Below are 24,723 nucleotides of genomic sequence, written 5' to 3' on the forward strand. Positions count from 1 at the left end.
CGCTCCTCGTGCTCACCGAGCAGGTCGGCCGACCGCCCCGTCCACAGTAGGGCGCCGCCGCGCCGCAGCCCCGCCGGTGGTTCTCGTCGGCGGGTCGCGCCGCCGGTGTCCTCGCCGGTCGCCCGGGCGCGGCCGCAAAACCTTTGGCGTGGGAGGGGGAGCCGGCCGTACGGTGGTGGAGCCGGCGCCGGGTGGAGCAGCCGGGCAGCTCGCTGGGCTCATAACCCAGAGGTCACGGGTTCGAATCCCGTCCCGGCCACGAAGAGTTGGGCCCCGTCATGCGCAGGCGGGGCCCAACCGGCATGACCGGCGGCTCAGATGGTGCGGCCGTCCGTCCGTCCGGACCTGCGCGCAGCCGCTACAGCTCGTCGAGCCGGAGGAACGCGAGCGCGCGGCGCGTGAGTACGAGGAGGTCCTCCGGTTCGTCCTGGGCGGCCCAGTGCTCCACGGCCGCCGTGAACGAGTCGAGCAGGGCACCCGCCAGCAGCCGTACCTCCAGGCTGTCGGCCGCTCTGCCCGTCCGCGCGGCGAGCACCGGCAGCAGCCGGTCCCGCATCTCCTGCACGGCCGCCAGCCAGCGTGACCGCAGTGCCGGAACACCGCTCATGAGACGGACGAGGGCGCGGCCGGGCTCCGCGTCCGCGAGGCGCCGTTCGGACATCGGCGTGGCGAACACCCGCTCCACGCCGGCGGTCAGCGGCTCGTCCGCCGGCTGGGCCGCCAGGGCGTCGACGAGCTGGCCGACGCCGGACGTGACGAGGGGGGTGAGCGCGTCCTCCTTCGAGGAGCAGTAGCGGTAGAAGGTGCGGAGCGAGACGCCGGCCGCCGCGGTGATGTCCTCGACCGTCGTCGCCTCGTAGCCGCGTTCGGCGAAGAGCGCCGCCGCGGTCTCCGCGATCTCGACGCGGGTCTCCTGCCGCCGCCGCTCCGTCAGGGGCGGCCGGCCCCGTTCTGCCGCCATCGCTCGATCCCCCTCCTCGTCCCCGCTCAGGTGCCCGTTCACAGGGGGCCATGCTGCCCGGTCGGAGATCGGGCAGCCAACCGAGGCACTCGGTGCGGCACAAACTCGCTACTTGGCACGTCGTGCCAATAAATGTATGTTGATCGAACCCGCACGGGACGCAGATCACGGATCACCGGCCTGCGACACGAGTCAAGGAGAGTGCCCATGTCCTCCGCCCGGCCCCGCACCTACCTCGTCACCGGAGCCGCCTCGGGCATCGGCGAAGCCACCGCCGCCCGCCTCCGCGCCCAGGGCCACACCGTGCTCGGCTCCGACCTCGCCGGCTCGGACATCGACGCCGACCTGTCCACGCCCGAGGGGCGTGCGCGGCTCGTGGACCGGGCCCGGGAACTGAGCGGCGGCGGCCTCGACGCCGTGATCGCCTCCGCGGGCCGCAACCTCTTCGACCCGCAGACCATCAAGGTCAACTACTTCGGCGCGGTGGCCACCTTGGAGGGACTGCGCCCCCTGCTCGCCGCCGGCGACGACCCGCGCGCCGTCGTCATCTCGTCGGTCACCGCGATCCACCCCCATGACCCGGCCATCGCCGACGCCGCCCTCGCCGGTGACGAGCCCGCCGCGACCGCCGCCGCGGAAGCCGCCCTGGAGCGCGGCGAAGGCCACACCATCTACGGCTCGTCCAAGAACGCCCTCGCGCGCTGGGTCCGCCGCACCGCCGCCACCGCCGAATGGGCGGGCGCCGGCATCCCGCTCAACGCCATCGCCCCGGGCACGGTCCTCACCCCCATGACCGAGCCCATGCTCGCCGCCCCGGGCGTGCGCGAGATCGTCGACTCGGTCATCCCCATGCCCCTGCACGGCCACGCGGCCGCCGGCCAGGTCGCCCCGCTCCTCGACTTCCTGAGCTCGCCCGAGAACACCCACGTCACCGGTCAGATCGTCTTCATAGACGGCGGCGCCGACGCCACGCTGCGAGGCGAGGGGGCGTGGTGACCCGTACGCTGCTGCGCACCGTCCGCGTGCCCGCCGCCCCCGCCGAGGTCTGGCAGGTCATCGGCGACTTCGGCGCCTTCCCCGACTGGCACCCGTACCTCCTGCCCTCCACCATCGAGAACGGGGCCGACCCCGAAACCCCGGGAGCGGTGCGGGCCTTCACGTACGAGGGCCGGGTCGTCCTCCGCGAGCGCCTCCTCGCCAAGGACCCGTCCGCCCACGCCTACCGCTACTCCGTCGAGGCCCCCGCGTTCCCCGTCAGCGGCTACGAGGCGACGCTCTCCGTCCACCCGCACGCCGAGGGCGCGGAGGTCCGCTGGGAGGGCACGTACCGGGCGGACTCCGAGGAGGCCGTCGCCCAGGTCGAGCAGCTCTTCGGCGACGGCACGTACGCGACGGGCCTGGCGGCCCTGCGGGAGCGGTTCGCCGGCTAGGGGGCGGCTTGCCGGCACCGGGCCCGCCTTGGGGTCCCTCCCGGGATCAGACGCGTTCGAAGCAGTGAGTGTGGCCGATGACGGAGAAGCCGCGGCGCTCGTACCAGTGGCGGGGCCAGTCCGCCGCATCGGCGGTCAGGAACCGGGTACCGCAGTCCTGGTCGGCGGCCAGGCGCAGGGCGGTGGACAGGACGGCATCGGCGTATCCGCGCCTGAGGTGGGCTTCCGAGGTGATCAGGTCCTCGATCTGGGCCATGCCGGTCGCCGGGTCCAGATACAGGTCGGCCCATGAGGCCACCTCGCCCTCCTCCGTGCGGGCACCGATGAAGCGAACGACCTCGGCCCCGCGGCGGCGGGCCTCGCGCCGGTCGACGAGGTGGCGCACCTCCGCGTCGTCGGCATCCGGAATCAGGTCCCGCCACCGCCGGGTGAGCGGGACGCGCAGGGCGTCGAGGTCCACCACCTCCGCGGACCCGGCGGCCGGAACCGGGCCCGCGTGCAGCATGACCAGATAGGTGGAGTGCGTGTATCCGGCCCGGACGAGCGGCTCTGCGCACGCCGTGCCGACTTCGTCGTCAAGGACGGAGATCAGCCGGTACGGCAGATGCCCCAGTGCCTCGTCCGCGATGGCGGGCAGCGCCTCGGGGGCGACCGCCGTCTCGATGACGAGCTGGTTGTTCGCGCGGGAGTGTGCGAAGGCGTCGTCATGTACGGCGAACCCGCCCGGGAGGTCGACGACGCGTGCGGCCTGGCGGCGGGCGAAGGCGGACATGAAGGAGGTGATCCGGGGCATTGCTGAGTGTGGCATGGGGGGAGCGTAAGCAGCCGTGGGCCATGGCCGCCCTCGAATTTCCTGGTGTCACGGCCCGACGCCGCCCGGGCGGGTGGCCACGCCCCCGGGCCCTCAAAGCGGGCGGCTCAGGCGAACCAGGAGGCTCAGGTGGCACGGGTGTAGCGGACGTTTCCGCTCCAGATGCGTTCGAGCCGTACTCGGGTGCCGGGCCGAGGGGCATGCCAGATCTTGTCATGACCGGCGTAAATTCCCACATGTCCTATGGTCGCGCCTGCGGGGAAGAAGACCAGATCGCCCGGTACGCGCTGAACACGGCCGATGTGGCGTGTGTGTTCGTACTGCTCGTCGGCGGTGCGGGGGAGCACCCGGCCGGCCTGTCGGAAGGCATAGAGCGTGAGGCCCGAACAATCGAATTCCCGCGGTCCCGTCGCGCCGTAGACGTACGGCGCACCCCGCTTGGATGCGGCGATTTCGACGGCCTTGGCGCCGTACGGTGAGGCCGCCGCGGCCTCGGCGGCGGCGGGGCCGGTGAAGCTGGCGAGGGAGATTATGACGCAGAACGTGAGGACGGTGGCGATACGGCGGTTCGTGCGGTGGTCGGTGCGGTGTTTTCGGTTGTCCGTTCTGGTGCAACTCAATCGTGATACCTCCGCATTGTGTTGCTGAAACAGTCCCGGTGAGGTTCTGCGTCGGTGACATTGCGTACTGGCTCTCGATGGCGGACCAGTTTTGACCGATCGGTGCGAAGTTCCCGTCATCGGACACGGCTTCAAATATCTCGGTTCAGTAAAATCGTCATGGTTTGTACGTATGGATTATTGTGCGAATTCCCAGGACTCGATGTCGCGGTAGTGGATCGGGCCGGGGCCGCGGCCTATGTTGCTGCCGACGAGATGGAGGCGTTCGGCCCGCCATGTGCGGCCGGCGAACTCCGTGAGCGTGGCGGTGACTTCCAGCGTGCCGGACGGGTCGCTGCGACGGGAGCGGGCCAGCGTGAGGTGGGGGCGCAGCGGCCGGTCCTCGAAGGCGATGCCGCATTCCCTGACGACGGTACGGACCCGCGAAGTCAGCAGGTGCAGCCCTTCGATCTCCCCGTCTACACCGCTCCAGAGGACCCGCTGGTCGAAGTGCCCGCTGCCGCGCAGCGCCAGCTCAAGCGGCCGGTGCGCCGCCGCGAGGGCGGCGAGCGGGGGCCGGAGGAGCGGGACGGCGGAGACCGGGAGTTCGCCGAGGAAGGCCAGGGTGATGTGCCAGTCCTCGATGCGGTTCCACCGCAGGTCGGGGTAGGCGCGGTACGAGGGCCGCAGCTCCCGGGCCAGTTCCTCCTTGGCGTCGTCGGGCGGCGCGAGGGCGATGAACACGCGGGTGGTCGCGGCGGCGGAGGGGGGCTGGATCTGATCGTTCACGTGGGACTTCGTACCGCACCCCGGCGCTCCAGTCATCTTCCGCCCCGGCCCGCGGCCGTGGGGCGGACCGGGCGGGGGCGAGGGGTGGGAGCTGACCATCTGTCAATTGTGTTTCCACGCAAAACCCTTGGCCCACGCGGTGGCGGCCGCCTCCCGGTCGGCCGCCTCCCGGTGGGCCGCCGCCCGGTGGGGGCGCGGCCCGCCGGTCAGTCGTGCGCGGTCAGACGCTTCGTGAGCGTGGCGCCCACCACGATCAGCCCCACGCCGAGCCACCACATGTTGTCGAAGATCAGGACGGCGATGCCGATCGGCACCAGCAGTCCGGCCAGGGGGATGAACATCCCGGCGAGGTTCGGCGGCTCGGGGACGGGCTGCCCGGCCTCCCGCAGGGCCCGGGCGCGTGCGACTTCCGGATACCAGTCGGTGAAGCGCACGGCCCCGACGATGGCCAGGATCTGGATGATCCATCCGGTCCAGAGGTTGTTCGGATTGTGCAGCACCAGGTCGCCGTACGCGCCCGCTGCCGCGGCCACCAGGAACGCAAGCCCCCACACCCCGGTGATCAGGTAGTTCGTCCTCAAGAACGTGGGTTTGTTCCAGTACTCCGGATCGACGCGTTCCCGCGCGTACTGGAGGGTGAACGGCATGCGGATCGCCATGGACCCGAAGGCGATCAGGACGAGGGCGATATTGGAGACCTCGCCCGCGTACGTCTCCAGCCACTTGCGCGTGCCCTCGCTCGCGAGCAGGCCTATGACGGCGAGGACCGCGAAGAAGACGAGGTCGGCGATTTCCAGCAGCTTCCACGAGCTGCCCTTGTTGACCACCCGCCCGGCCGTGACCAGCACGATCGTCGTCGCGAGGGCCAGGACGACCGAGATCTCGAACCTGCCCGGCCCGACGAGGAGCGAAAAGATGATCCACGGCGCCATGCCGATGACGGGATTCTCCAGGAATCCCGCGATCGCGCCGCGGGCCGCGGGGGACCCTTCGGTCTTCACCCTTTCAGGGTGCGCCGGTGTGTCCCACGGGGCCATTCGGTGGGTGGACCGTCACGTCGTCGGGCCGGAGGCCGTCCTCCGATCCGGAACGCGGGCTGCGGCCGGCCGGCCTACCGCGCCGGCTGGCCGCCCTGGCGTTCGCCCCGTTCGCGTACCAGTTCCTCGACGGCGCTCGGCAGGGTCGTCTCGAAGTCGATCATCTTCGCCCAGGTCGGGGCGACGACGATCCGGACCATGCCGTCGTAGAGCGATCGGACCTCCGCCTCCCACTGGAGCCGCTGCTCGGGCGTCATCGTGTACGCCCCGTTCGACTCCAGGAACTCCTCCGGGATGCCCTCGACGACGTCCAGTTCCGCCCGCCCGCGGACGAGCAGGATCTTCGGCGGGTGCACCTCGGTGTCGATCGTCAGGGCGACCGCCGGGTTGGCGCGCAGGGCCGCGACCTTCGGCGCGTTCTTCGCTGTGCACATGACGATCTCGGAGCCGTTCCAGAAGAAGCCGATCGGGACGACACGGGGCGTGCCGTCCTTCGCGGCGTAGGCGAGGCGGGCCAGGTCGCGGGCGAGGAGCTCCTGACTGACGGGATGGTTCAGGACCTCGGTGATCTCGCTCGGCTGCACGGCCGCACCCGCCTTCCACGTCTGATCGCCAATACCACCTCAGCTTAGGAGAGACCGGGTCGTCACGCGGTGCTCGTCATACGGGCGAAGACGACCACGTTGCTGTCGTAGTAGTGCTTCTTCGGGTCGAAGTCGCCGCCGCAGGTGACCAGGCGCAGGCCCGCGTAGTCGAGGTTCTTGTAGACGTCGAGGGTGGGGAAATCGGCCTTCGGATACTCGGCCACCCGCTCCACCGTGAACGTGGCCGTCTTGGCGTCCCGCCGGGTGACCTTGATGGTGTCACCGGCCTTCATCGTCTTCAGCTTCTCGAACACGGCCGCCGCGCCGTTCCAGGTGACATGGCCGGCGATGACGGCCGGCCCCTGGGAGCCGGGGGTCGGGCCCGGCTCGTACCAGCCCGCGAGGGCGGGGTTCTTCGGCGTCTCCATGCTGCCGTCCGTGTTCTGGCGCAGCGTCTCCAAGGTGCTGGAGAGGCCCAGGGACGGGATGGCGATCTTCTGCGGCTCCGACCGGGCCAGGGCCGGCTCGGCCTGCGCCCCGGCCTGCGCCCCCGCCTTCGGCGGCGGCGTGTGGTGTCCGCCCGCGGACGCCTGCGCGCCGGGAGGGGCGCCGGCTCCGCCCGGCGGGGCGGGGGACGCCGCCGCGGAGGACGTCCCCGGGTCCTTGCCCCCGCAGGCGGTCAGCAGCAGCGTGGCGAGGACGGCGGCGCCGAGAGCGCGGCGCACGGTTCGGGGGGAGGTGCGGCCGGGATTCATGCGGCGGCGCCCTCGGTTGCCGTACGGGCCGGGACCGGCGAGGTCCGCCGCCGTGCGAGGAGCACCACCCCGGCCGCCGCCGCGGATACGGCGAGTGCCGCGCCGGCCGGCATCGTCGCGCTCTGCGTCCCGCCCTGCGCGGTGCCGCCGCCCGTCTCGATGCCGCCGACCGGGATCGAGCCCACCGACGCGCCCATCACCATGCCGCAGTTGGTCGGGGCCGTCGCCTCCTGGGGCAGCTTCGGGTCGAGCTCGCTCTTGCCGGCCCCCTGGACGTCGTACGTGCCGTTGCCGTTGCGGTCGATGCCGTGCTGCACGATGTGCAGGTCCTTGATGTGGTCGACCACGTCCTGCGCGACCGTGATCGTCCGCTTGTACGAGAGCTTGCCCTGCTTGTCGGCCACGGGCATCCGATCCACCGCGAGCCCGCTCGCCGCCTTGGTGTCCCCGGAGGTCGTGAGCGAGATGTTGATGTCGCCGTAGTCGACGGTGGCCTCGGTGTTGCTGAGGACCCCGTCGCGGTTGGTGTCGTCGGTGGCGTCCGGGCACTTGAAGTCGTGCCCCTTGGTCGAGCCGTGCAGGTGCTGGGCGGAGGGCTGCCCGGGCACCATGCCCTCGGACTCGATCTGCACGGTCAGCTGGTTGCCCTTGAGGCTCAGCATGGCCGTACCCCGGGAACCGGAATCGTTGAGCTGCGCGAGGTCGATCTGGTAAGCCTTCCCGCCGTCCGCGGCGAGGGCCGGGCAGGACAGCCCGAGGGCGAGGCAGACGGCGGCGGGCCCGGCGGTGAGTACCACGAGGCGACCAGTGCGCTTGGCTATCACATTCGCTCCTGTTCCGCGGTCCCCCTCCCGGGAGGGGGACCGCAGATCGTACGGGGGTGAAGTGAGCCCCCGGAGAGGGTCTCGCCGCTACTTCGGAGCGTCGGCGCCCCCGGATGGGTGGCTCTTCGAAAAACTTCCGGGAAGTGCGCGGGCCGCGGCGAAGGCGGGCCGTGAGCCGGTCGGGAAATACCGGCGAAAGGAGCGGTACTTGGCGTCGGGGTGCGCGGGTTCGCGCCAACTCCCTCTGACCGCACCCGAGTTATCACCGCACTGATCTATGTTCTGTGGGGTATGCACCAGTTCACCCCAGGAGGTCAGATTGCAGCACAGGCGACGCTTCCTCGCCTTTCCCCGCGTCTTACGCCGCTCCCACCTACTCATCGCCCTCGGGCTCGGATCACTGCTGATCGGGCTGACGCCCTGGATCGGTGTCACCGGCCCGGCCGCGGCCGGCCGTGCGCCCTCACCGCGGCCCGCACCCGTTCCGTTCGACCAGCAGACCGCTCGCCAGTCACCCCACCACGGCATCGCGCCCGCCAACGCCATGGAACCCACGGCTCCCGTCCTCGACCGGACCGGCTGGACGGCCGCGGCCGGTGACGAGGAGACCGCCGGCGAGAACGGCCGCGCCGCCAACGTGCTCGACGGCAACACCAACACCATCTGGCACAGCAAGTGGGCCGCTGCGCCCACCCCGCTGCCCCACACCCTCACCATCGACATGCACCGCACCGCCGTCGTCTCCGCACTCGTCTACCTCCCCCGCGCCGACGGACCCAACGGCCGCGTCGGCGAGTACGCCATCAGCGTCAGCACGGACGGACAGGACTGGGCGGCGGCGAACCCCGTCGCCACGGGCACGCTCGCGGACGACGGCAGCGCCAAGACGCTCGGCTTCGCCCCGCAAGGGGCCCGCTTCGTACGGCTGACGGCGCTCACCGAGGCCGGTGGCCGCGGGCCCTGGACCTCCGCCGCCGAGATCAACCTGCTCGGCGACCCCGGCACCCCCGCCGCCACCGTCGACCTGCCCCGGACGGGCTGGACGGCCGCGGCGAGCGACGAGGAGACCACCGGCGAGAACGGCCGCGCGGCCAACGTGCTCGACGGCGACCCCAACACCCTGTGGCACAGCAGGTGGTCGGGTACTCCCGCCCCGCTGCCGCACAGCATCACCATCGACATGCACCGCAGCACGGCCGTCTCCGCCCTCGTCTACCACCCCCGCCTGGACTGGGGCAACGGACGGGCCGGCGCGTACACGATCGCCACCAGCACCGACGGCACGGCCTTCGGAGCCCCGGTCGCCGCGGGCACCTGGCGCGACGACGACACCGTCAAGACCGCCACGTTCCTGCGCACGGAGACCGCGCGCTACGTACGCCTGACCGTGACCAGCGAGGCCGGCGGCCGCGGGCCCTGGACCTCGGCCGGGGAGATACGCCTCAGCGGACCGGCCAGCCCGGCCGTCCACGGCTCCTGGGACCGGATCACCGGCTTCCCCCTGGTGCCCGTCGCCACCGCCGCCCTGCCCGGTGACAAACTGCTGGCCTGGTCCGCGTACGCCGTCGACCGCTTCGGCGGCAGCAACGGCTACACACAGACCGCGATCCTCGACCTGAAGACCGGCAAGGTCACGCAGCGGCGCATCGACAACACCGGCCACGACATGTTCTGCCCCGGCATAGCCATGCTGGCCGACGGCCGCGTGCTCGTCACCGGCGGGAGCAACGCCGAGAAGGCGAGCATCTACGACCCGGCCACCGACCAATGGTCCGCCACCACCAGCATGAACATAGCCCGCGGCTACCAGGCGATGACCCTGCTCTCCACCGGCGAGGCCTTCGTCCTCGGCGGATCCTGGAGCGGGGCCGCGAACACGGACAAGGCCGGCGAGGCCTGGTCGCCGGACACCCGCACCTGGCGCACGCTCCCCGGTGTCCCGGCAGCTCCCGCGCTCACCGCGGACCCGGCCGGACCCTACCGGGCCGACAACCACATGTGGCTGTACGCCACTTCGGGCGGCAACGTACTGCAACTGGGGCCGAGCAAGCAGATGAACTGGATCTCCACCGCAGGCCGCGGCAGCATCACCCCCGCCGGAACCCGGGCCGACAGCCAGGACGCCATGACCGGCAACGCCGTCGCGTACGACATCGGCAAACTGCTCACCCTGGGCGGCTCGCCCGCCTACGAGAAGACCCCGGCCACCCGGCGCGCCTACACCGTGACCATCCCGGGCGGCGGCCAGGCCGTACAGGCCGCCCGCACCGGGGACATGGAGCACGCCCGCGCCTTCAGCAACAGCGTCGTCCTCCCCGACGGAAAGGTGGCCGTCTTCGGCGGACAGGCCCGTCCGGTGCCCTTCAGCGACGCCACCTCCGTACTGGCCCCCGAGCTGTGGGACCCGGCGACCGGCACCTTCACCCCGCTCGCCACCATGGCCATACCGCGCAACTACCACAGCGTGGCCAACCTGCTGCCGGACGGCCGGATCTTCTCGGGCGGCGGAGGCCTGTGCGGTGACTGCGCGACCAACCACGCCGACGGGGCCGTCTTCACCCCGCCGTACCTGCTGAACGCGGACGGATCGCCGAAGCCGCGTCCCGCCATCACCGGGGGCGTACCCTCCAAGGCGTCCCCCGGCGCCTCGCTCACGGTGAGCACCCAGGCCCCGGTGGCCTCCTTCGTCCTGATGCGGGCCGCGGCCGCCACGCACTCCACGGACAACGACCAGAGGCGGGTCCCGCTGACCTCCACGGCCAAGGGAGGCGGCGCGTACACGGTGTCCATACCGGCGGACACCGGCGTGGTCCTGCCGGGGAACTACATGCTCTTCGCCCTCGACGCCCAAGGGGTGCCGAGCACCGCGAAGTTCATCACCGTCTCCTGATCCCGCGCGCGGTGTCCGGCGGCCGCCGAGCCGGCCGGACACCGCTGCGGGGCGCGCCCGTCCGCTAAGTTGATCCACCGGACGGTCCGTTCGCCGCGGGCCGTGCAGCGGTCCTGGGGGACGGGGGAGTTCAGTGGAGTCTTTGCGGCCTGGTGACCTGCCGGAGATCGGCGGATACCGCCTGCTGGCGCGGCTCGGCGAGGGCGGAATGGGCGAGGTGTTCCTGGCCCGGACCCCTTCCGGCCGGCCGCTGGCCCTCAAGACCGTGCACCGCGAGCTGAGCCTGGAACCGGACTTCGCGGACCGGTTCGCCCGCGAGATACGCACCAACGACCGCGTACGCAGCCCGTGGACGGTCTCGGTCGTGGACTTCAGCGCGCCTGGCGTGCTCCCGCAGTGGCTGGCGACGGAGTACATCGCCGCGCCCTCGCTCGGCGACTGGGTGCGGCAGTACGGGCCGCTGCCGGAACCGGCCCTGCGGTGCCTGGCCCGGGAACTCTCGGCCGCGCTGGTCGCCGTACGGGCGGCGGGTGTCGTACACCGCGACATCAAGCCGGCGAACGTGCTGCTCGGCCCCGAGCGGCCCTTCCTCATCGACTTCGGCATCGCCCGCGCCGTCCGCGACCCCCGCCACACGCAGACGGGCGCCGTCATCGGCACGCCCGGCTTCCTCGCGCCGGAGCAGGCGGTCGGCGCCGTGGCGGAGGCACCGGCCGACGTGTTCTCGCTGGCCGCGGTCCTCGTGTACGCCGCGACCGGCCGCAGCCCCTTCGTCACGGGCGGCGAGGAGCTCTCGCTGCCGGCCCTGCTGTACCGGATCGTGCACGACGAGCCCGTGCTCGACGGGGTGCCGGAGGCACTGCTCGCGCTGGTACGGGAGTGCCTGGCCAAGGAACCGGCCGGGCGGCCGACGGCCGAGGAGGTACGGGCACGGCTCGGCGCGGCGGAGGAGGGGGAGTGGAGCGCGGCGGCGCCGCCGGCCCTGGTCGCGGAGGCCGGACGCCGGGAGGCCGAACTCCGCCGGCTCCTGACCGGGCCGCGGCCGCCGGCCGGCGCGCCGGCCTTCGCGTCGGCCGGGACGGGCACCGCGCCGCTTCCCCCGCCGCCGCCCTCGTACGCTCCGGCGTCTTCGGCGGGCGGGACGGGGACCGGGATCGGAACCGGAGCCGGAGCCGGAGCCGGACCTCGTCCCGGGCTCGGCTTCCGGCGGCGGCCGGTGTTCGGGGCGGCCGCGGGTGCCGCCGTTCTCGCGGCGGCCGTCACGCTCGCGATCGTGCTCCACAAGGGCGATGACGACCGCGGATCCTCCGCCGCCTCGCCCCCGGCGTCCACCCCCTCGTCCACGCCGTCGTCCTCCCCGGTGGCCTCCGCCGGCTCACTGCCGCAGACGTGGGCCGGCACGTGGTCCGCAGTGGGGCCGGGGACGCCGGACGCGGACGGGATCACCCGGGCGAGGACCGGTGACTTCTCGGTCACGGTCACGTTGAACGCCGGAGCCCCGGGCGAGATCGTCGGCAAGCAGGTCAGCAACGTGAAGGAGGTCTCCTCCGGGCGTGACCTGGGCTGTACCGAGGCGCTCAAACTCCAGCAGATCAAGGGGAACACGGCGGTCTTCGCGGCGGTGACCAGCCATCCGACCGACCGCGCCGCCTCGTTCGACTGTCCCCAGGGCAACCTCTACGTGCTGACCATGGTGTCCGCGGACCGCCTCAGACTGGAATCCGAGGGCGCACAGTCGGCGGGAGCCCCCGCGGCGCTGGCCCGCAACCGCTGAGTCCGGCCGCCGCGCCGGGGTCTCTCAGGACGCGAGGAAACCGACCAGGGCCGCCGCCACCGTTTCCGGGTCTTCCAGCTGGGGGTAGTGCCCGACGGCCGGCGGGCCCGTCAGCTCCACCACGTGGGCGTCCGGCATGCGCACCCGGATCCGGGCCAGTACGTGGGCGCCGCTGATCGGGTCGGCCGGGCCCCACACGAACAGCGTGGGACCGGCGAACTCCTCCAGCGCCGAGACCCACCGGTCCCGGTGCACACGGCGCTCGTCGATGTAGCGCAGCAGGCGCGGGGCGAGGCGGTGGCCGTCGGCGCGGGAGGCGGACACCCACAGGTCGTGGAGGTCCCCGTCATGGGGGGAGCGGCCCAGCACGGTGCGCAGGGTCGCCGCGAAGCGGCGCTCCGTGGTGAACGGTGCGAGGAGCGGGCCGAGGGGGCCGTGCAGCAGGCGCTGGATCGGCACGGGGCGGTGCAGGTCGGGGTAGAGGCCGCCGTTCAGCCAGGCCATGTGGGTGATCCGGGCCGGGTCGCGGGCCAGCAGCTCCTGGCCGACGCTCACTCCGTAGTCGTGCGCGACCAGGGCCGTGGAGCCGATCGCGCACCGCCGCCAGACCTCCTCGACGAGCGAGGCCTGGTCGAGCACCGCATAGCGGTGGCGCCGCGGCTTGTCGCTCTCGCCGAAACCGAGCAGGTCGAGCGTCGTGACCCGCATTCCGGCCGCGGCGAGCACCGGTACCACGGCCGCCCAGTCGTGCGAGGAGGTCGGGAACCCGTGGAGGAGGGTGACGGGCGGGCCGAGCGGCGGACCGTCCTGGCGCACGAAGACGCGGTGCCCGCCGACCAGCGTGGTACTGCCGCCTTCGGTCCAGCCGCGCAGCGGCGGCAGGGCGCGTTCGCCCCTCATGTGTCCGCCCCTCATGTGTTCGCCGCTCATGCGGGGGCCTCCTCGGAGTGCCGGTGGTCCAGCCCGTACAGCAGGGTCCGCAGGCCGAACTCGAACTCCGCTTCGGAATCGAGGGAGTTGAGCAGCTCCGCGTGGCGGTGGACGGACGGGTGGGTGAGCGGGGAGAGGGATCCGAACAGCTCGGCCATCGCGGCGCGCTGTCCGGCGGTCCGGGCGGCGCCGCCGGAGTCGAGCACGGCGGCGCCGATCACGAAGTGGGTGACCGTGAGGTAGACGTGGACGGCCGACCGCGGACTCCACCCGTGGGCGAGGAGCTGCCCGAGGGCGTGCTCACGGGCCCGCAGGGCGTTGGGGCCGAGCAATTGCCCGGAGGTCAGCAGCGGGACGACCGCCGGGTGCGCCGCGAGGACCCGGCGGAACTCCAGCGCTCCGCGCTCCAGCCCGGCCCGCCAGTCCCCGCGCAGTTCGGGCAGCCGGATCTCGCCCAGCATGTGGTCGACGGTCTCGATCAGGAGCTCCTCCCTGCTCGCGACGTGCCGGTACAAGGAGGTGTGGCGGACCTGGAGGCGTTCGCCGAGCCGGCGCATGGTGAGCGCGTCCAGGCCCTCCCGGTCGGCCAGTTCGAGCGCGCCCGCCGTGATCCGGTCGAGCGTCAGCCCGCCCTGGCGGGGCCGGCGCCGGTCGCGTTCGGCGTACCGGGCCTGCCACCAGGCGGGTGATCCGGGGTGCGCGGGGGCCGGCTCGGTTTCGTGCTGGAGCGTCATGGGTGGCGGAGCCTACTCGAAGAGGTCGGGTTCCGCGCGGACGATCTCGTCCCACAGGGGCTGGAAGGAGAACCACCCCGCGAGGGGGAAACCGGTCTGGTCCCTGGTGTACCGGGCGGACTCGGGGTCGATCAGGTGCGGGGTGCCCGCGGCCTCGGCCAGCAGCTGCGCCTGGGCGCTGCGTTCCATGGAGATGAACCACCAGGCCGCCTCGTCGACCGATTCGCCGACCGTGAAGATGCCGTGGTTCTGATGGATCACGGCCTTGTGCGGCCCCAGCCCCGCCGCGAGCTGTCGGCCCGCCTCCTCCTCGACCACCACGGCGCCGGCGCCGTCCCGGTGCACGGTGTGGTGTTCGTACACGGCGCACGCGTCCTGGGTGATCGGGTCCAGCGGGCGCCCGAGGCTGGAGAAGGCCTTGCCGTGGACGGCGTGTGCGTGGCACGCGGCGATCACGTCGGGTCGGGCCGCGTGGATCGCGGAGTGGATCACGAAGCCCGCCCGGTTGACGGGCCGCCTGCCGTGGCGGACCTGTCCTTCGTGGTCGACGAGGATCAGGTCGCTGACGCGGACGTGCCGGAAGGACATGCCGAACGGGTTGACCCAGAACATGTCGGTGTACTCCGGGTCCCGCACGGTGATGTGTCCCGCGACCCCTTCCGAGAAGCCGAGGCGGCCGAAGACGCGGCAGGCTCCGGCGAGCCGCTGCTTGCGGTGCTCGCGCTCCTGCGCGGGGTCGGTGAACGCCGGGGGCAGGGGCAGTTCGAGGTTCTCCTGGCGGGGGACGAAGGCGCTGCCGCGCCACTCGTTCCCGCTGTCCCCCGGGCCGGTGTCCGGGTCGGTCTCGTGGTGTCCGTGGGTGCCCGTCGTACGGTTCATGCCCCGCCTCTCTCGATTATGCGTCCACTGGACGCATATCTTGCGTCCAGTGGACGCATCACGCAAGACCCCGGGTCGCGGCCGCGGGCACCCCGGCGCGAGCGGGCAAGATCATCGGGTGCAGAATGAGCCGTATGCCGATGACAAACATGCCCAAACCGGCGTCGATTGACGATGCGTCACGGATAGGCCGCACCCTGGCCCTCGCGTTCGACGACGACCCGATGATGCGCTGGTTCTTCCCGGACGGGGCCGCCGACGGCGACGGGGTCGCCGGGGTTGCCGGTGGGCCCGGTCGGCCCGGTCGGCCCGGTCGGCCCGACGGGTCCGGTCGGCCCGGTGCGGCCGCGCGTGAGGCCCTGCTGGGCCGGTACTTCAGCACGATCTTCACCCGGCAGTACGCGCGCCACGGCGTCTGTGAGCACACCCGCGCGGCAGCCGCCTTCTGGGTTCCGCCGGGCGCGCAGGACAAGGCCGTTCCCGACGCCGCGACCATCGCGGAGCTCTCCGGGATCCTCGGCGACCGGGCCCCGCTGTTCCGGCGGGCCGCGGAGGCCGCCGCCGGGGAGGGGCCCCCGGAGCCGCACTGGTACCTGGCCGTGATCGGCGCGGACCCGGCCGCCCGGGGTCAGGGCCACGGAGCCGCCCTCCTGCGCTCCGGCCTCGCCAAGGCCGACGAGGCCGGCCTGCCCGTGTACCTGGAGTCCTCCAAGCCGGCCAACCTCCCCTTCTACGGGCACTTCGGCTTCACGGTGCTCGGCGAGGTCCGGCTCCCGGGCGGCGGCCCGACCCTGTGGCCGATGCGCCGCGCGCCGGGCGGCGGCCGCCCGGCGGCCGGGGCCTGAGCGCATTCATGACGGGAGGCGCCGCCGGCCGTTCGCGGCGCCTTCTCGGAATGCCGGGATTTCGCCCGCGCGCCTCTTCATGACTTGAACCCTCACGTCAGTGCCAATCGTGCTGAAAAGGCAGGCTAATCACCGAATTACGCCGAAGCGGAGCGTGATGGCAACGTTGCCATCTCGTTAATAGTTCACTTCTTGACGGGGGTGTCGGTGCCGAGTTGACTGCGTCTACCTCGGCCGAAAGGACACGGCCTGCTCAGGGAGGTTTACGTCGTGAACTCGCATCTCGCCCGGGTCGTCGTAGCGGTCACCGCTGCCACGGCATCCGTCTCGCTCGCCGCCTGCGGCAGTACGGAGGGCGCCGACGCGGGATCCGGCGGCTCGGCGAAGAACGAGGCCATCAAGGTGGGCCTCCTGCTCCCGGAAGACCAGACGGCTCGCTACGAGAAGTTCGACAAGCCGCTGATCGAGAAGGAAATCGCCAAGTTCACGCGCAATAAGGGCCAAGTGGTCTACGCCAATGCCAAGCAGGATGCGGCAGCCCAGAACGCCCAGGTCGACGACATGATCGCCCGCAAGGTGAATGTGATCATCATTGACGCGGTGGACGCGAAGGCCATTGCGGGAGCGGTCAAGAAAGCCAAGGACGCCGGTATTCCGGTCATCGCCTACGACCGTCTCGCCGAGGGCCCGATCGACGCCTACACCTCCTTCGACAATGAAGACGTGGGCAAGGTCCAGGCCAAGGCCCTGCTGGAGGCTCTCGGCGACAAGGCCAAGGACGGCCAGATCGTCATGATGAACGGCTCGGTCACCGACCCGAACGCCAAGGGCTTCAAGTCCGGCGCGCACTCCGTCCTCGACGGCAAGGTGACGATCGGCAAGGAGTACGACACCCTTGGCTGGAAGCCGGAGAACGCCAACGCCAACATGACGGCCGCGCTCTCCGCGCTCGGCAAGGGAAAGATCATCGGCGTCTACTCCGCCAACGACGGCATGGCGGGCGGCATCATCAGCGCGCTCAAGGCCGCCGGAGTCTCCTCGCTTCCCCCGGTCACCGGCCAGGACGCGGAACTCGCCGGTGTGCAGCGGATCGTCGCGGGCGAGCAGTACATGACCGTCTACAAGAGCTACGCGCCCGAGGCCGCGGCCGCCGCGGAAATGGCCGTCTCCCTCGCCCAGGGCGAGAAGATCGACGGACTCATCAACCAGGTCGTCGACAGCCCGACCGTCAAGGGCGTGCCGTCCGTGCTCGTCCCGGGCATCGCGCTGACGAAGAACAACATCAGGTCGACGGTGATCTACGACGGCGTCTACACCATCGCCGAGATCTGCACCGACCGGTACAAGGCCGCCTGCGACGAGATAGGCCTGAAGTAGGCGCGAGCGCGGTGGAGCGGACCGGACCGGCCTGAACCGGCCGGCCGGTCAGGGCCCGGCGGACTCCAGACGTACGCGGAACACCGCTCCGCCGCCCGGCGCCGTCTCCAGTTCCAGCCCGCCGCCGTGGGCCCGGACGAGTGCGGAGGCGATCGCCAGGCCGAGCCCCGCCCCGCCACCCGCCTGCCGGCTCCGCGAGGCGTCCACCCGGTAGAACCTCTCGAAGACCCGGGCCGCCTGCTCCGGCGTGAGCCCCGGCCCGCGGTCGGCCACCTCGATCACCGCCCGGCCGCCCGCACCACCCACGCCGATGCGCACGGGCGAGCCCGCCGGCGTGTGGGCGACCGCGTTGCCGACCAGGTTGGCGATCACCTGGCGCAGCCGCGCCTCGTCGCCGCACACCGGCGCGGGGCCCGGAAGGCCGGCGCCGCCCGGACCGGTCAGCGTCACCTCGCGCGCCGGGTCCAGGGCCCGTATGTCGTGCAGGGCGTCCACCGCCAGCGTGCGCAGGTCCATCGGGGCCAGCTCCAGCGGGCGCTGCTCGTCCATCCGGACCAGGGTCAGCAGGTCTTCCACCAGACCGCCGAGCCGCACCGCCTCGCTCTCGATCCGGGCCATGGTCCGCTTCACGTCCGCCTCGTCGGCGAGGGCGCCCATCCGGTACAGCTCCGCGAAGCCCCGGATGCCGGCCAGCGGCGTACGGAGCTCATGGCTGGCGTCGGCGACGAAGCGCCGCATCTGCTGCTCCGACGCGGCGCGGACCGCGAAAGCCGACTCGATCTGCGCGAGCATGCCGTTGAGCGCGCTGGTCAGCCGGCCCGTCTCGGTGCGCGGCGAGGCGTCCGGCATCCGGTGCGAGAGCGGTCGCCCGGCCGAGATCTCCGCCGCGGTCTCCTCGATGCGCCGCAGCGGGCGCAGCCCGGCCCGTACCGCGAACCAGCCCGCCGCGGCGAGCAGCAGCACCACGACGACGCCGATGAGCTCGAAGGCGGTGGCCAGGTGGTCGAGAGCGGAGGACACGTCGTCCAGCGGGGCCGCGACCACGACCCCGGCGGGCAGTCCCGGATCCTCGCTCCCCACCGGCACGATCAGCACCCACCAGGTGCCCTCCCCGTGGTCGCTCGGTACCTCGAACGCCCGCCCGAACCTGTCCCGCAGCTGCGCCCCGTCCATCGCGGGCCACAGCGGGCGAGGATCCCCGGCCGCCACGGGCTCCCGGAACTGGTCGGTCACCCGGCCGTCCGCATCGGCGAACGCCACCACGTACTGGCTGGGCAGCCAGGCCCGCCCACCTCCGCCGCCCGGCCCGCTCCCCGGCCGGCCGAGGTGCGGCTGCGGGGTGCCCTCGGCCCGGAGCCGGTACGCCACCGAGTCCCCGAACCGTTCGAGCTGCCGGTCCACCCGCCCCACCAGCTGCGCGCGCACCGATCCGAGGACGACGGTGTCGCTGACGGCCAGCCCGAGCGCGACCAGGGCGATCGAGAGCAGCACCAGCCGCGAGCGCAGCGAGAGGGCCGAGAACCGGAGCCTCGCCATATCAGCTCTGCGGGCGGCGCAGGACGTACCCGATGCCGCGCACGGTGTGGATGAGCTTGACGGCGCCGTCCGCGCCCGAGTCCACCTTGCGGCGCACGTACGAGATGTACGACTCGACGATGCTGACGTCGCCGCCGAAGTCGTACGCCCACACGTGTTCGAGGATCTGCATCTTGGAGACGACCCGGTCGGCGTGGGTCATCAGGTACGCGAGCAGCTTGAACTCGGTGGGGGAGAGGGAGACGGGTCGGCCGCCGCGCAGGACCTGGTGGCCCACCGGGTCCAGTTCGAGGTCCCCGGCGACCAGGCGGCCCTCGCCCGTCGGGGCGCCGGTGCGGCGCAGGATCGCGCGGATCCGGGCGATCAGCTCCTCCAGGCTGAACGGCTTGGTGACGTAGTCGTCCCCGCCGGCCGTGAGTCCGCCGATCTTGTCGTCGACCCCGTCCTTCGCGGTGAGGAAGAGGACCGGCAGGTGCTCGGCCCCGGATCCGCCGGCCGCCTCGCGCAGGCGGCGTACGACGGCGAACCCGCTGATGTCGGGCAGCATCACGTCGAGCACCACCAGGTCGGGCCGCTCCTTGGCGACGGCCGCCAGCGCGTCGGCGCCGTTCGCCGCGGAGGTGACCCGGAAGCCGACGAACCGCAGCGAGGCGGACAGCAGCTCCCGGATGTTCGGCTCGTCGTCGACGACGAGCAGGCACGCCTCGGGCGTGGCCGTGTCCCTGTCCAAGGGGGTTGCTCCTCTCGCGCTCAGCCCCGGCCGCCGCCTCCGCCCCCGAACCCGCCCGCGCCGCCCTGGGCGACGGTCGTCGCGGCGAGGTCGCCGGCGGGGTTCTGGCTGCCGCGTACGGTGACGGTCTGACCCGGCTGGAGGTCGGACACCTTGCCGCTCTTGGCCTGGGTGATCTGGGTGTTGGTGTCGGTCGTGACCTTGACGACGTTGCCCTGGGCGTCGGTGACGTAGAGGGTGGTGCCGTCGACGAGCTTCACCGTACCGGTGGTCGCGCCGGCCCCGGCGCCCGGGCCGCCCGGCGCCGAGCCGAAGCCCTGCCGCCCGCCGCTCTGCCCGGTTCCGGTTCCGGTTCCGGTTCCGGTCCGGCCCTGGCCGGTGGCCCCGGCGCCGCCCTGGAGGGCGCCGGTACGTCCCTGGCCGCCCGCCCCGGCCGCGAAGTTCCGGCCCGCGGATCCGGTGCCGGGCGAATCCTGCAGGTGGCCCTTCTCGACCAGGACGCCCCCGGTGAACGCGAGCCCGGCCACCACGCCGCCCGAGAGCACCAGCGTCAGCCAGGGCAGGCGCGGCCGCGGCGGCGCCGCGAGCTCCGCCGAGATGTCCCGGGTGTCCGGGGGCTCGGCGAGGATCCCCTCCGGATCGGCGCCCGGGCCCTGTGGGCCGGAGTCCTCCGCGCCGGGATCCTCCGTGCCCGGGCCCTGCGCGACGGGGTGTTCCACGATCAGCTCCTCCGGGAAGCGGTCCTCCCCGGCCGCCGATGCGGTGAACACATCGGCGAACGGCGCGTACCGGTCGTCTCCCGCCTCGGGCTGCTTCCCCAGTTCGGTGCGGCGTCGTGCCATGTCAGCTTCTCCCTGTTCCCGCGTGTGCCGGCTCACTCGTGCCGCAGTGCTTCGATGGGCCGCAGACCCGCGGCCCGGTTGGCCGGATATCCGCCGAAGAACAGCCCGATCACCACGGCGATGGCGAAGGCGCCGACGACCGACTCCGGTATGACGACCGGCTTGATGCCGACGATGGTGAACTGCGAGCCGATCAGCCCGGCCGCGACGCCCAGCCCGCCGCCGATCAGCGAGAGCAGGGTCGATTCGGCGAGGAACTGGCCGAGGATGACTCCCCGGGGTGCCCCGATCGCCTTGCGGATTCCGATCTCCCGGGTCCGCTCGGTCACCGTGACCAGCATGATGTTGGTGATCCCGATCCCCCCGACCAGCAGGGAGATCGCGGCGACCGCGCCGAGCAGCACGGTGAACGTCTTGTTCGTCGCCGCCTGCGTGGTCAGCAGCGATTCCTGGCTGGACACCCGGAAGTCGAGGGCGGCCGCATCCTTGATGCCGTGCCGCCCCATCAGGACGGTCGTGATCTCGCTCTGCGCCTCGGCCGTCGCGGCCGCGGACTTGGCCTCGACGAGGATCTGGCCCACCGAGCCGAAGCCGGTGAAGGCGTTCTGCACGGTGGGCAGCGGCGCGACCACCACGTCGTCCGGGTCCTGGAACCCGGTGCCGCCCTTGGCGGCGAGCACCCCGACCACGGTGAACGGCGTACCGCCGAGCACCATCTTCTTCCCGACGGGGTCGGCCGTGCCGAACAGGTCCGCGGCGGTCGTCGAGCCGATGACGGCGACCTTGCGGGACGCCAGCACGTCGTCGCCGCTGAAGTAGTCGCCCTTGGCCACCTTGCTGTTGGAGGCCTTGAAGTACGCCGGGTAGGTGCCGACGACCTGGCCGACCGTGTGCGAGGTGCCCTCGTGGAGGGCGGTCTGCGAGGTGGTGACCTCGGGCGCGACCGACTCGATGTGCGGGGCCGCCGAGGGGTCGGCGAGCGCCCGCGCGTCCTCGACGGTCAGCGGCTTCGCGGCGCTCGCGGAGCCGGAGCGCGAGCCGCCGAATCCGCTGCCGGAAGAGACGGTCAGGGCGTTGGTGCCGAGCTTCTCGATGGAGTCCTTCACCGCCTGCGAGGAGCCGTTGCCCACCGCCAGGAGCAGGATCACCGCCGCGACACCGATCAGTACGCCCAGCATCGTCAGCGCGGAGCGCACCTTGTTCGCCGCGAGGCCGCCGAAGGCGAAGCGCAGCGTCTGGAACGGGTTCACCGCTGACCTCCGGCCACAGCGTGCGCGGGTTCGCGCATCGCGGGCGGGGGACCGCCCACGGGTGCCTGCCGGACGTCCTCGACGATCTGCCCGTCCACGAGGCGCAGCACGCGCTTGGCGTGGCGGGCCACCTCGTCCTCGTGGGTGATCAGGACGACAGTGCGGCCCGACGCGTTGAGCCGGTCCACGAGGGCCAGGACCTCCTCGGTGCTGTGGCTGTCGAGATTTCCGGTCGGCTCGTCGGCGAGCAGCATCGCGGGCGCGGTGACGAGGGCGCGGGCCACGGCCACGCGCTGCTGCTGGCCGCCGGAGAGTTCGTTGGGACGGTGGTCGAGACGCTCGGCGAGGCCCACCAGGGTGAGTGCCGCCACCGCGCGCCGGCGCCGCTCGGCGGCCTTCACCCCGGCGTACGCCAGAGGCAGTTCGACCTGGGCGACGGCGCTCGTGCGGGGCACCAGGTTGAAGGACTGGAAGACGAAGCCGATCTTGCGGTTGCGGACCAGTGAGAGCTGGTGCTCGTCCAGGCCGCCCACGTCGATCCCGTCGAGGAGGTAGCGGCCCGAGGTGGGGACGTCCAGGCAGCCGAGGATGTTCATCAGGGTCGACTTGCCCGAGCCCGAGCTGCCCATGACGGCGACGAAGTCACCCTGTTCCACGATCAGTTCGACGCCGGGCCGGCGGCCCGTGGCGGGGTCGGGCGGCCCGCCGAGCGCGCGTACGGCGGCGTCGCCGTGCCCGTACGTCTTGAACAGCGCGCGCACCTCGATCACCGGCGGTGGCGTCTCGGGCTGTCGCGGTACCGAGGCCGTCTGCCGTTCGATGGGCGTGGGGCGCCCGGACGGTGCCCGGCGCGGCCACAGCGGCGGTGTCATCCGCGGCCACCCCCGCCCCCGCCGGTGCGGATGCCGCCCCCGCCGGCGGCCCCGCCGCCCCCGCGGTTGCGGGTCGCGCCCGCTCCGGCGCCGCCGGGGAAGGCGCCGCCCGGGAAGCCTCCGCTGCCGGTCGTGGAGACCGGGGCCAGCTGCACCTTCTCTCCTTCGGCCACCCCGCTGAGGATCTGGTCGGTGCTGTCGCCTTCGAGGCCGACGGTGACCGGCGTCCGTACGGCGGTGCCGTCCCCTTTGACGACGGTGACGCTGCGGTTCGCGCCCGTCCCCGACACGGCGGCGGCCGGAACCGAGAGGGCTCCGGACGCCTCGCCGACGACGACCTGGATGGAGGCGCTGAGGCCGCTGCGCAGATCGTCGGTGGGGCTCGTGACGGTGAGGGTCGCCGCGTACTGCACGGCGCTGCCGCCGCCCGAGTTGCCGCCGCCGGAGGAGGAGCCGCTGCCGGTGGGCAGCGAACTGACCGCCAGGACCTGGGCATTGAGGACCCTGCCCGACATCGCGTTGAGCGTGACGGTGGCCGGCTGGCCCGGCTTCAGCCTGAGGGCGTCGGCCTCCGAGAAGTTCGCCGTCACCTGCATGCCGGACGGGTTGGTGAGGACCACGAACCCGGAGAGGGCGGACGAGGAGGCGGAGCCGGAGGAGGTGGAGCCGGTATTCGAACCGCCCCCGCTGCCGCCGCTCGTACCGCCGTTGCCGTTCGTACCGGACACCGTGTCGCCCACCTTCGCCGACACGGACGCGACCGTCCCGGCGGCCGGCGCCCTCAGCACGGTCCCGTCGACGGCGCGCTGCGCCGCGTCCACGGCGTTCTGAGCCTGGGTGAGCTGGGAGCGGGCCTGGGCCACCTGCGCCGCGTCCACGGTCGGCGTCGGAGCCGGAGCGGAGCCGCCCTTCGAAGAGGAGGAGCCGTTGTTCGAGGACGAACTCACCTGCCCGGCCTCGGCCTTGGTGACGTTGGCCTGGGCCGCGGTCAGTGCGGCACGGGCCTGGGTGAGCGTCTCCGTCGCGGCGGTCGCGTCGACCTTCCCGAGCAGCCGGCCCTTGGTGACGTTGTCCCCCGGCTTGACGTCGACCTCGGTGAGCCGCCCGCCGGTGGTGAAGTTCACGCCGGCATCGCTCGGCGAGCTCAGCGACCCCGAGCCGGACACCGTCGCGAGGACGGTGCTCTTGGTGACCGCGACGGTCCGCGCGCCGCCGCGCGCGGGCCCTTCACTGCCGCCGGTCACCGCCGCGTACGCGCCGCCGGCGCCCGCGAGGACCGCCACTCCGAGCACCGAGTTGATCAGGGCGGCCCTGCGCCGCCGTGGGAGCACGTTCATGGGGCGGGATCCTGGCCGCCCGCACTTTGGGGGCTCTGGGAGGTTCCTGGGAGTTTCCTGGGAACGTGGCGCCCTGCCGAAGCGGGCATAACCTGCCATCCGCCGCGTACCGCGCGGCCTCCGACCGCCTCCGGGGCGAGGGGGCCCGCGCACTGTCAGGAAACTCCCAGCGGACGCCCCGGCCGTCCCCATCTCCGTGCGGTTCAGTCACCGTCGCCGGCGCGCCCACGCCGCCGGCGGCCCGACGCCCCGAGGAGACAACGGACATGCCCTGGACCACGACCCGGCCGACTGCCGCGCTGTCCGCCGTGGCCCTCGCGGCGTGCGGGCTGCTGCTCGCGGGCTGCTCCTCCGGCGCCGGCGCCGTACGTACGTCGGCCTCCGCTTCCGCCTCCGCGTCATCGTCGCCGGACGCCAAGAGCATGGACGCGTACCGCCAGTGCCTGGCCCGGCACGGTGTCACGATGGCCCCGCGCCCGACCGGCACCCGGGGGCCCGGCGGCGGCGGCGGTAACGGCGGTAACGGTGGCGGCGGCTGGGGCGGCGCGTCCGGTGGCCCCGGTCGCAGGGCGTCGGCGGACCCGCAGCGCAGCGAGGCGACGCAGGCCTGCGCGGATCTGCGGCCGCAGTTCAACGGGCGGGGCGGCGGCCCCGGCGGCGGTGATGGCGGCGCGATGAAGGCCTTCACCAGCTGTCTCAAGGACCACGGCGTCGTGCTGCCGTCGGCCTCCCCGAACGCGCCGGGCACGCGGGGCTTCCCCACCACCGACCCGCAGTCGGCGCAGGCCTTCGAGACCTGCAAGGCCCTGCTGCCGCAACGCGGTCAGAACACCCCGCAGCCGGGCGCGAGCCCGTCGGCCTCCGCTCTCTGAGCCGGCCCGGGGGCGGCCCGGGGCGGCCCGGCCTGTTCGTACGGGGCTGCGGACCGGATACTGGC

Annotated in this window: 24 protein-coding genes and 1 tRNA gene; 8 read left to right on the top strand and 17 right to left on the bottom strand. The window is 72.6% G+C overall.

The features are described from left to right. The first annotated feature begins 185 nt into the window (after positions 1–185). A tRNA-Met gene (locus ACFYXV_RS12100) sits at positions 186–259 on the top strand. Positions 260–358: 99 nt separating this feature from the next. On the opposite strand, the gene ACFYXV_RS12105 is transcribed toward ACFYXV_RS12100, so the two are convergent. Continuing rightward, the gene (locus ACFYXV_RS12105) at positions 359–961 is read right to left on the bottom strand and encodes a TetR/AcrR family transcriptional regulator (protein WP_385474968.1); all 603 of its coding nucleotides are present in this window, start codon (positions 959–961) and stop codon (positions 359–361) included. Positions 962–1,168: 207 nt separating this feature from the next. Here ACFYXV_RS12105 and ACFYXV_RS12110 point away from each other — a divergent pair, with 207 nt between their 5' ends. Both ACFYXV_RS12110 and ACFYXV_RS12115 read left to right on the top strand, forming a co-directional pair. Further along, entirely contained in the window at positions 1,169–1,957 is a 789-nt protein-coding gene (locus ACFYXV_RS12110; protein ID WP_389382792.1) for an SDR family oxidoreductase, read from the top strand. Continuing rightward, positions 1,954–2,391 carry an SRPBCC family protein gene (locus tag ACFYXV_RS12115; protein WP_389382793.1) on the top strand — a complete coding sequence of 146 codons (438 nt, stop codon included), beginning with the start codon at positions 1,954–1,956 and terminating at the stop codon, positions 2,389–2,391. Before ACFYXV_RS12110 ends, ACFYXV_RS12115 begins: the two co-directional genes overlap by 4 nt. 46 nt (positions 2,392–2,437) lie before the next feature. Here the strand turns inward: ACFYXV_RS12115 and ACFYXV_RS12120 are convergent, their stop codons facing one another. From ACFYXV_RS12120 to ACFYXV_RS12150, 7 genes are all read right to left on the bottom strand, one after another. After that, positions 2,438–3,199: a GNAT family N-acetyltransferase gene (locus ACFYXV_RS12120; RefSeq protein ID WP_389382794.1), complete on the bottom strand. Its 762-nt coding sequence runs from the start codon at positions 3,197–3,199 to the stop codon at positions 2,438–2,440. Positions 3,200–3,327: 128 nt separating this feature from the next. After that, the gene (locus tag ACFYXV_RS12125) at positions 3,328–3,735 is read right to left on the bottom strand and encodes a C40 family peptidase (protein ID WP_385475015.1); all 408 of its coding nucleotides are present in this window, start codon (positions 3,733–3,735) and stop codon (positions 3,328–3,330) included. Positions 3,736–3,999: 264 nt separating this feature from the next. Beyond that, positions 4,000–4,590, bottom strand: a complete 591-nt coding sequence (gene thpR, locus ACFYXV_RS12130) for an RNA 2',3'-cyclic phosphodiesterase (RefSeq protein WP_389382795.1) — start codon at positions 4,588–4,590, stop codon at positions 4,000–4,002. Between the two features lie 206 nt (positions 4,591–4,796). Further along, entirely contained in the window at positions 4,797–5,591 is a 795-nt protein-coding gene (locus ACFYXV_RS12135) for a hypothetical protein (protein ID WP_389382796.1), read from the bottom strand. A gap of 110 nt (positions 5,592–5,701) precedes the next feature. Then, positions 5,702–6,211, bottom strand: a complete 510-nt coding sequence (locus ACFYXV_RS12140) for a pyridoxamine 5'-phosphate oxidase family protein (RefSeq protein WP_385474980.1) — start codon at positions 6,209–6,211, stop codon at positions 5,702–5,704. A 62-nt stretch (positions 6,212–6,273) separates the two neighbouring features. After that, positions 6,274–6,936 carry a class F sortase gene (locus ACFYXV_RS12145; RefSeq protein WP_385835623.1) on the bottom strand — a complete coding sequence of 221 codons (663 nt, stop codon included), beginning with the start codon at positions 6,934–6,936 and terminating at the stop codon, positions 6,274–6,276. A gap of 26 nt (positions 6,937–6,962) precedes the next feature. Beyond that, positions 6,963–7,790: a hypothetical protein gene (locus ACFYXV_RS12150; protein ID WP_385474983.1), complete on the bottom strand. Its 828-nt coding sequence runs from the start codon at positions 7,788–7,790 to the stop codon at positions 6,963–6,965. 319 nt (positions 7,791–8,109) lie between these two features. Here ACFYXV_RS12150 and ACFYXV_RS12155 point away from each other — a divergent pair, with 319 nt between their 5' ends. Together ACFYXV_RS12155 and ACFYXV_RS12160 are read left to right on the top strand one after the other, a co-directional pair. Then, a complete protein-coding gene (locus tag ACFYXV_RS12155) occupies positions 8,110–10,680 on the top strand; it encodes a discoidin domain-containing protein (protein ID WP_389382797.1) in 2,571 nt (856 codons plus the stop codon). A 142-nt stretch (positions 10,681–10,822) separates the two neighbouring features. Beyond that, entirely contained in the window at positions 10,823–12,454 is a 1,632-nt protein-coding gene (locus tag ACFYXV_RS12160; protein WP_389382798.1) for a serine/threonine-protein kinase, read from the top strand. Between the two features lie 24 nt (positions 12,455–12,478). Here ACFYXV_RS12160 and ACFYXV_RS12165 read toward each other — a convergent pair whose 3' ends face one another. From ACFYXV_RS12165 to ACFYXV_RS12175, 3 genes are read right to left on the bottom strand one after another with little or no spacing between them, the layout of a single operon-like run. Then, on the bottom strand, positions 12,479–13,384 hold the full coding sequence (locus ACFYXV_RS12165; RefSeq protein ID WP_389382799.1) for an alpha/beta fold hydrolase: 906 nt from the start codon (positions 13,382–13,384) through the stop codon (positions 12,479–12,481). Then, complete coding sequence (locus tag ACFYXV_RS12170; protein WP_389382800.1) at positions 13,381–14,118, bottom strand: TetR/AcrR family transcriptional regulator; 738 nt, start codon at positions 14,116–14,118, stop codon at positions 13,381–13,383. Before ACFYXV_RS12170 ends, ACFYXV_RS12165 begins: the two co-directional genes overlap by 4 nt. Before the next feature lie 12 nt (positions 14,119–14,130). Then, positions 14,131–14,997, bottom strand: coding sequence for a class II aldolase/adducin family protein (locus ACFYXV_RS12175; protein WP_385474991.1), 867 nt, complete (start codon positions 14,995–14,997; stop codon positions 14,131–14,133). 125 nt (positions 14,998–15,122) lie between these two features. Between ACFYXV_RS12175 and ACFYXV_RS12180 the strand changes: the two genes are divergently transcribed. Beyond that, complete coding sequence (locus tag ACFYXV_RS12180) at positions 15,123–15,842, top strand: GNAT family N-acetyltransferase (protein ID WP_389382801.1); 720 nt, start codon at positions 15,123–15,125, stop codon at positions 15,840–15,842. Between the two features lie 270 nt (positions 15,843–16,112). After that, a complete protein-coding gene (locus tag ACFYXV_RS12185; RefSeq protein WP_385474996.1) occupies positions 16,113–17,219 on the top strand; it encodes a sugar ABC transporter substrate-binding protein in 1,107 nt (368 codons plus the stop codon). Positions 17,220–17,267: 48 nt separating this feature from the next. Here ACFYXV_RS12185 and ACFYXV_RS12190 read toward each other — a convergent pair whose 3' ends face one another. From ACFYXV_RS12190 to ACFYXV_RS12215, 6 genes are all read right to left on the bottom strand, one after another. Further along, complete coding sequence (locus ACFYXV_RS12190; protein WP_389382802.1) at positions 17,268–18,755, bottom strand: sensor histidine kinase; 1,488 nt, start codon at positions 18,753–18,755, stop codon at positions 17,268–17,270. A 1-nt stretch (position 18,756) separates the two neighbouring features. Further along, positions 18,757–19,485: a response regulator transcription factor gene (locus ACFYXV_RS12195; RefSeq protein ID WP_389382803.1), complete on the bottom strand. Its 729-nt coding sequence runs from the start codon at positions 19,483–19,485 to the stop codon at positions 18,757–18,759. Positions 19,486–19,505: 20 nt separating this feature from the next. Then, a complete protein-coding gene (locus ACFYXV_RS12200) occupies positions 19,506–20,327 on the bottom strand; it encodes a DUF5666 domain-containing protein (protein WP_389382804.1) in 822 nt (273 codons plus the stop codon). Positions 20,328–20,359: 32 nt separating this feature from the next. Continuing rightward, complete coding sequence (locus tag ACFYXV_RS12205) at positions 20,360–21,577, bottom strand: ABC transporter permease (protein WP_389382805.1); 1,218 nt, start codon at positions 21,575–21,577, stop codon at positions 20,360–20,362. Further along, the gene (locus ACFYXV_RS12210) at positions 21,574–22,347 is read right to left on the bottom strand and encodes an ABC transporter ATP-binding protein (protein WP_389382806.1); all 774 of its coding nucleotides are present in this window, start codon (positions 22,345–22,347) and stop codon (positions 21,574–21,576) included. The genes ACFYXV_RS12205 and ACFYXV_RS12210 overlap by 4 nt, the downstream gene beginning before the upstream one ends. 98 nt (positions 22,348–22,445) lie before the next feature. Next, on the bottom strand, positions 22,446–23,786 hold the full coding sequence (locus ACFYXV_RS12215) for an efflux RND transporter periplasmic adaptor subunit (RefSeq protein WP_389382807.1): 1,341 nt from the start codon (positions 23,784–23,786) through the stop codon (positions 22,446–22,448). A 266-nt stretch (positions 23,787–24,052) separates the two neighbouring features. On the opposite strand from ACFYXV_RS12215, the gene ACFYXV_RS12220 reads away from it, so the two are divergent. Continuing rightward, positions 24,053–24,658 carry a hypothetical protein gene (locus tag ACFYXV_RS12220; protein ID WP_389382808.1) on the top strand — a complete coding sequence of 202 codons (606 nt, stop codon included), beginning with the start codon at positions 24,053–24,055 and terminating at the stop codon, positions 24,656–24,658. Positions 24,659–24,723: the final 65 nt, after the last annotated feature.

The organism is Streptomyces sp. NPDC002181, assembly GCF_042890485.1.
GTDB lineage: Bacteria > Actinomycetota > Actinomycetes > Streptomycetales > Streptomycetaceae > Streptomyces.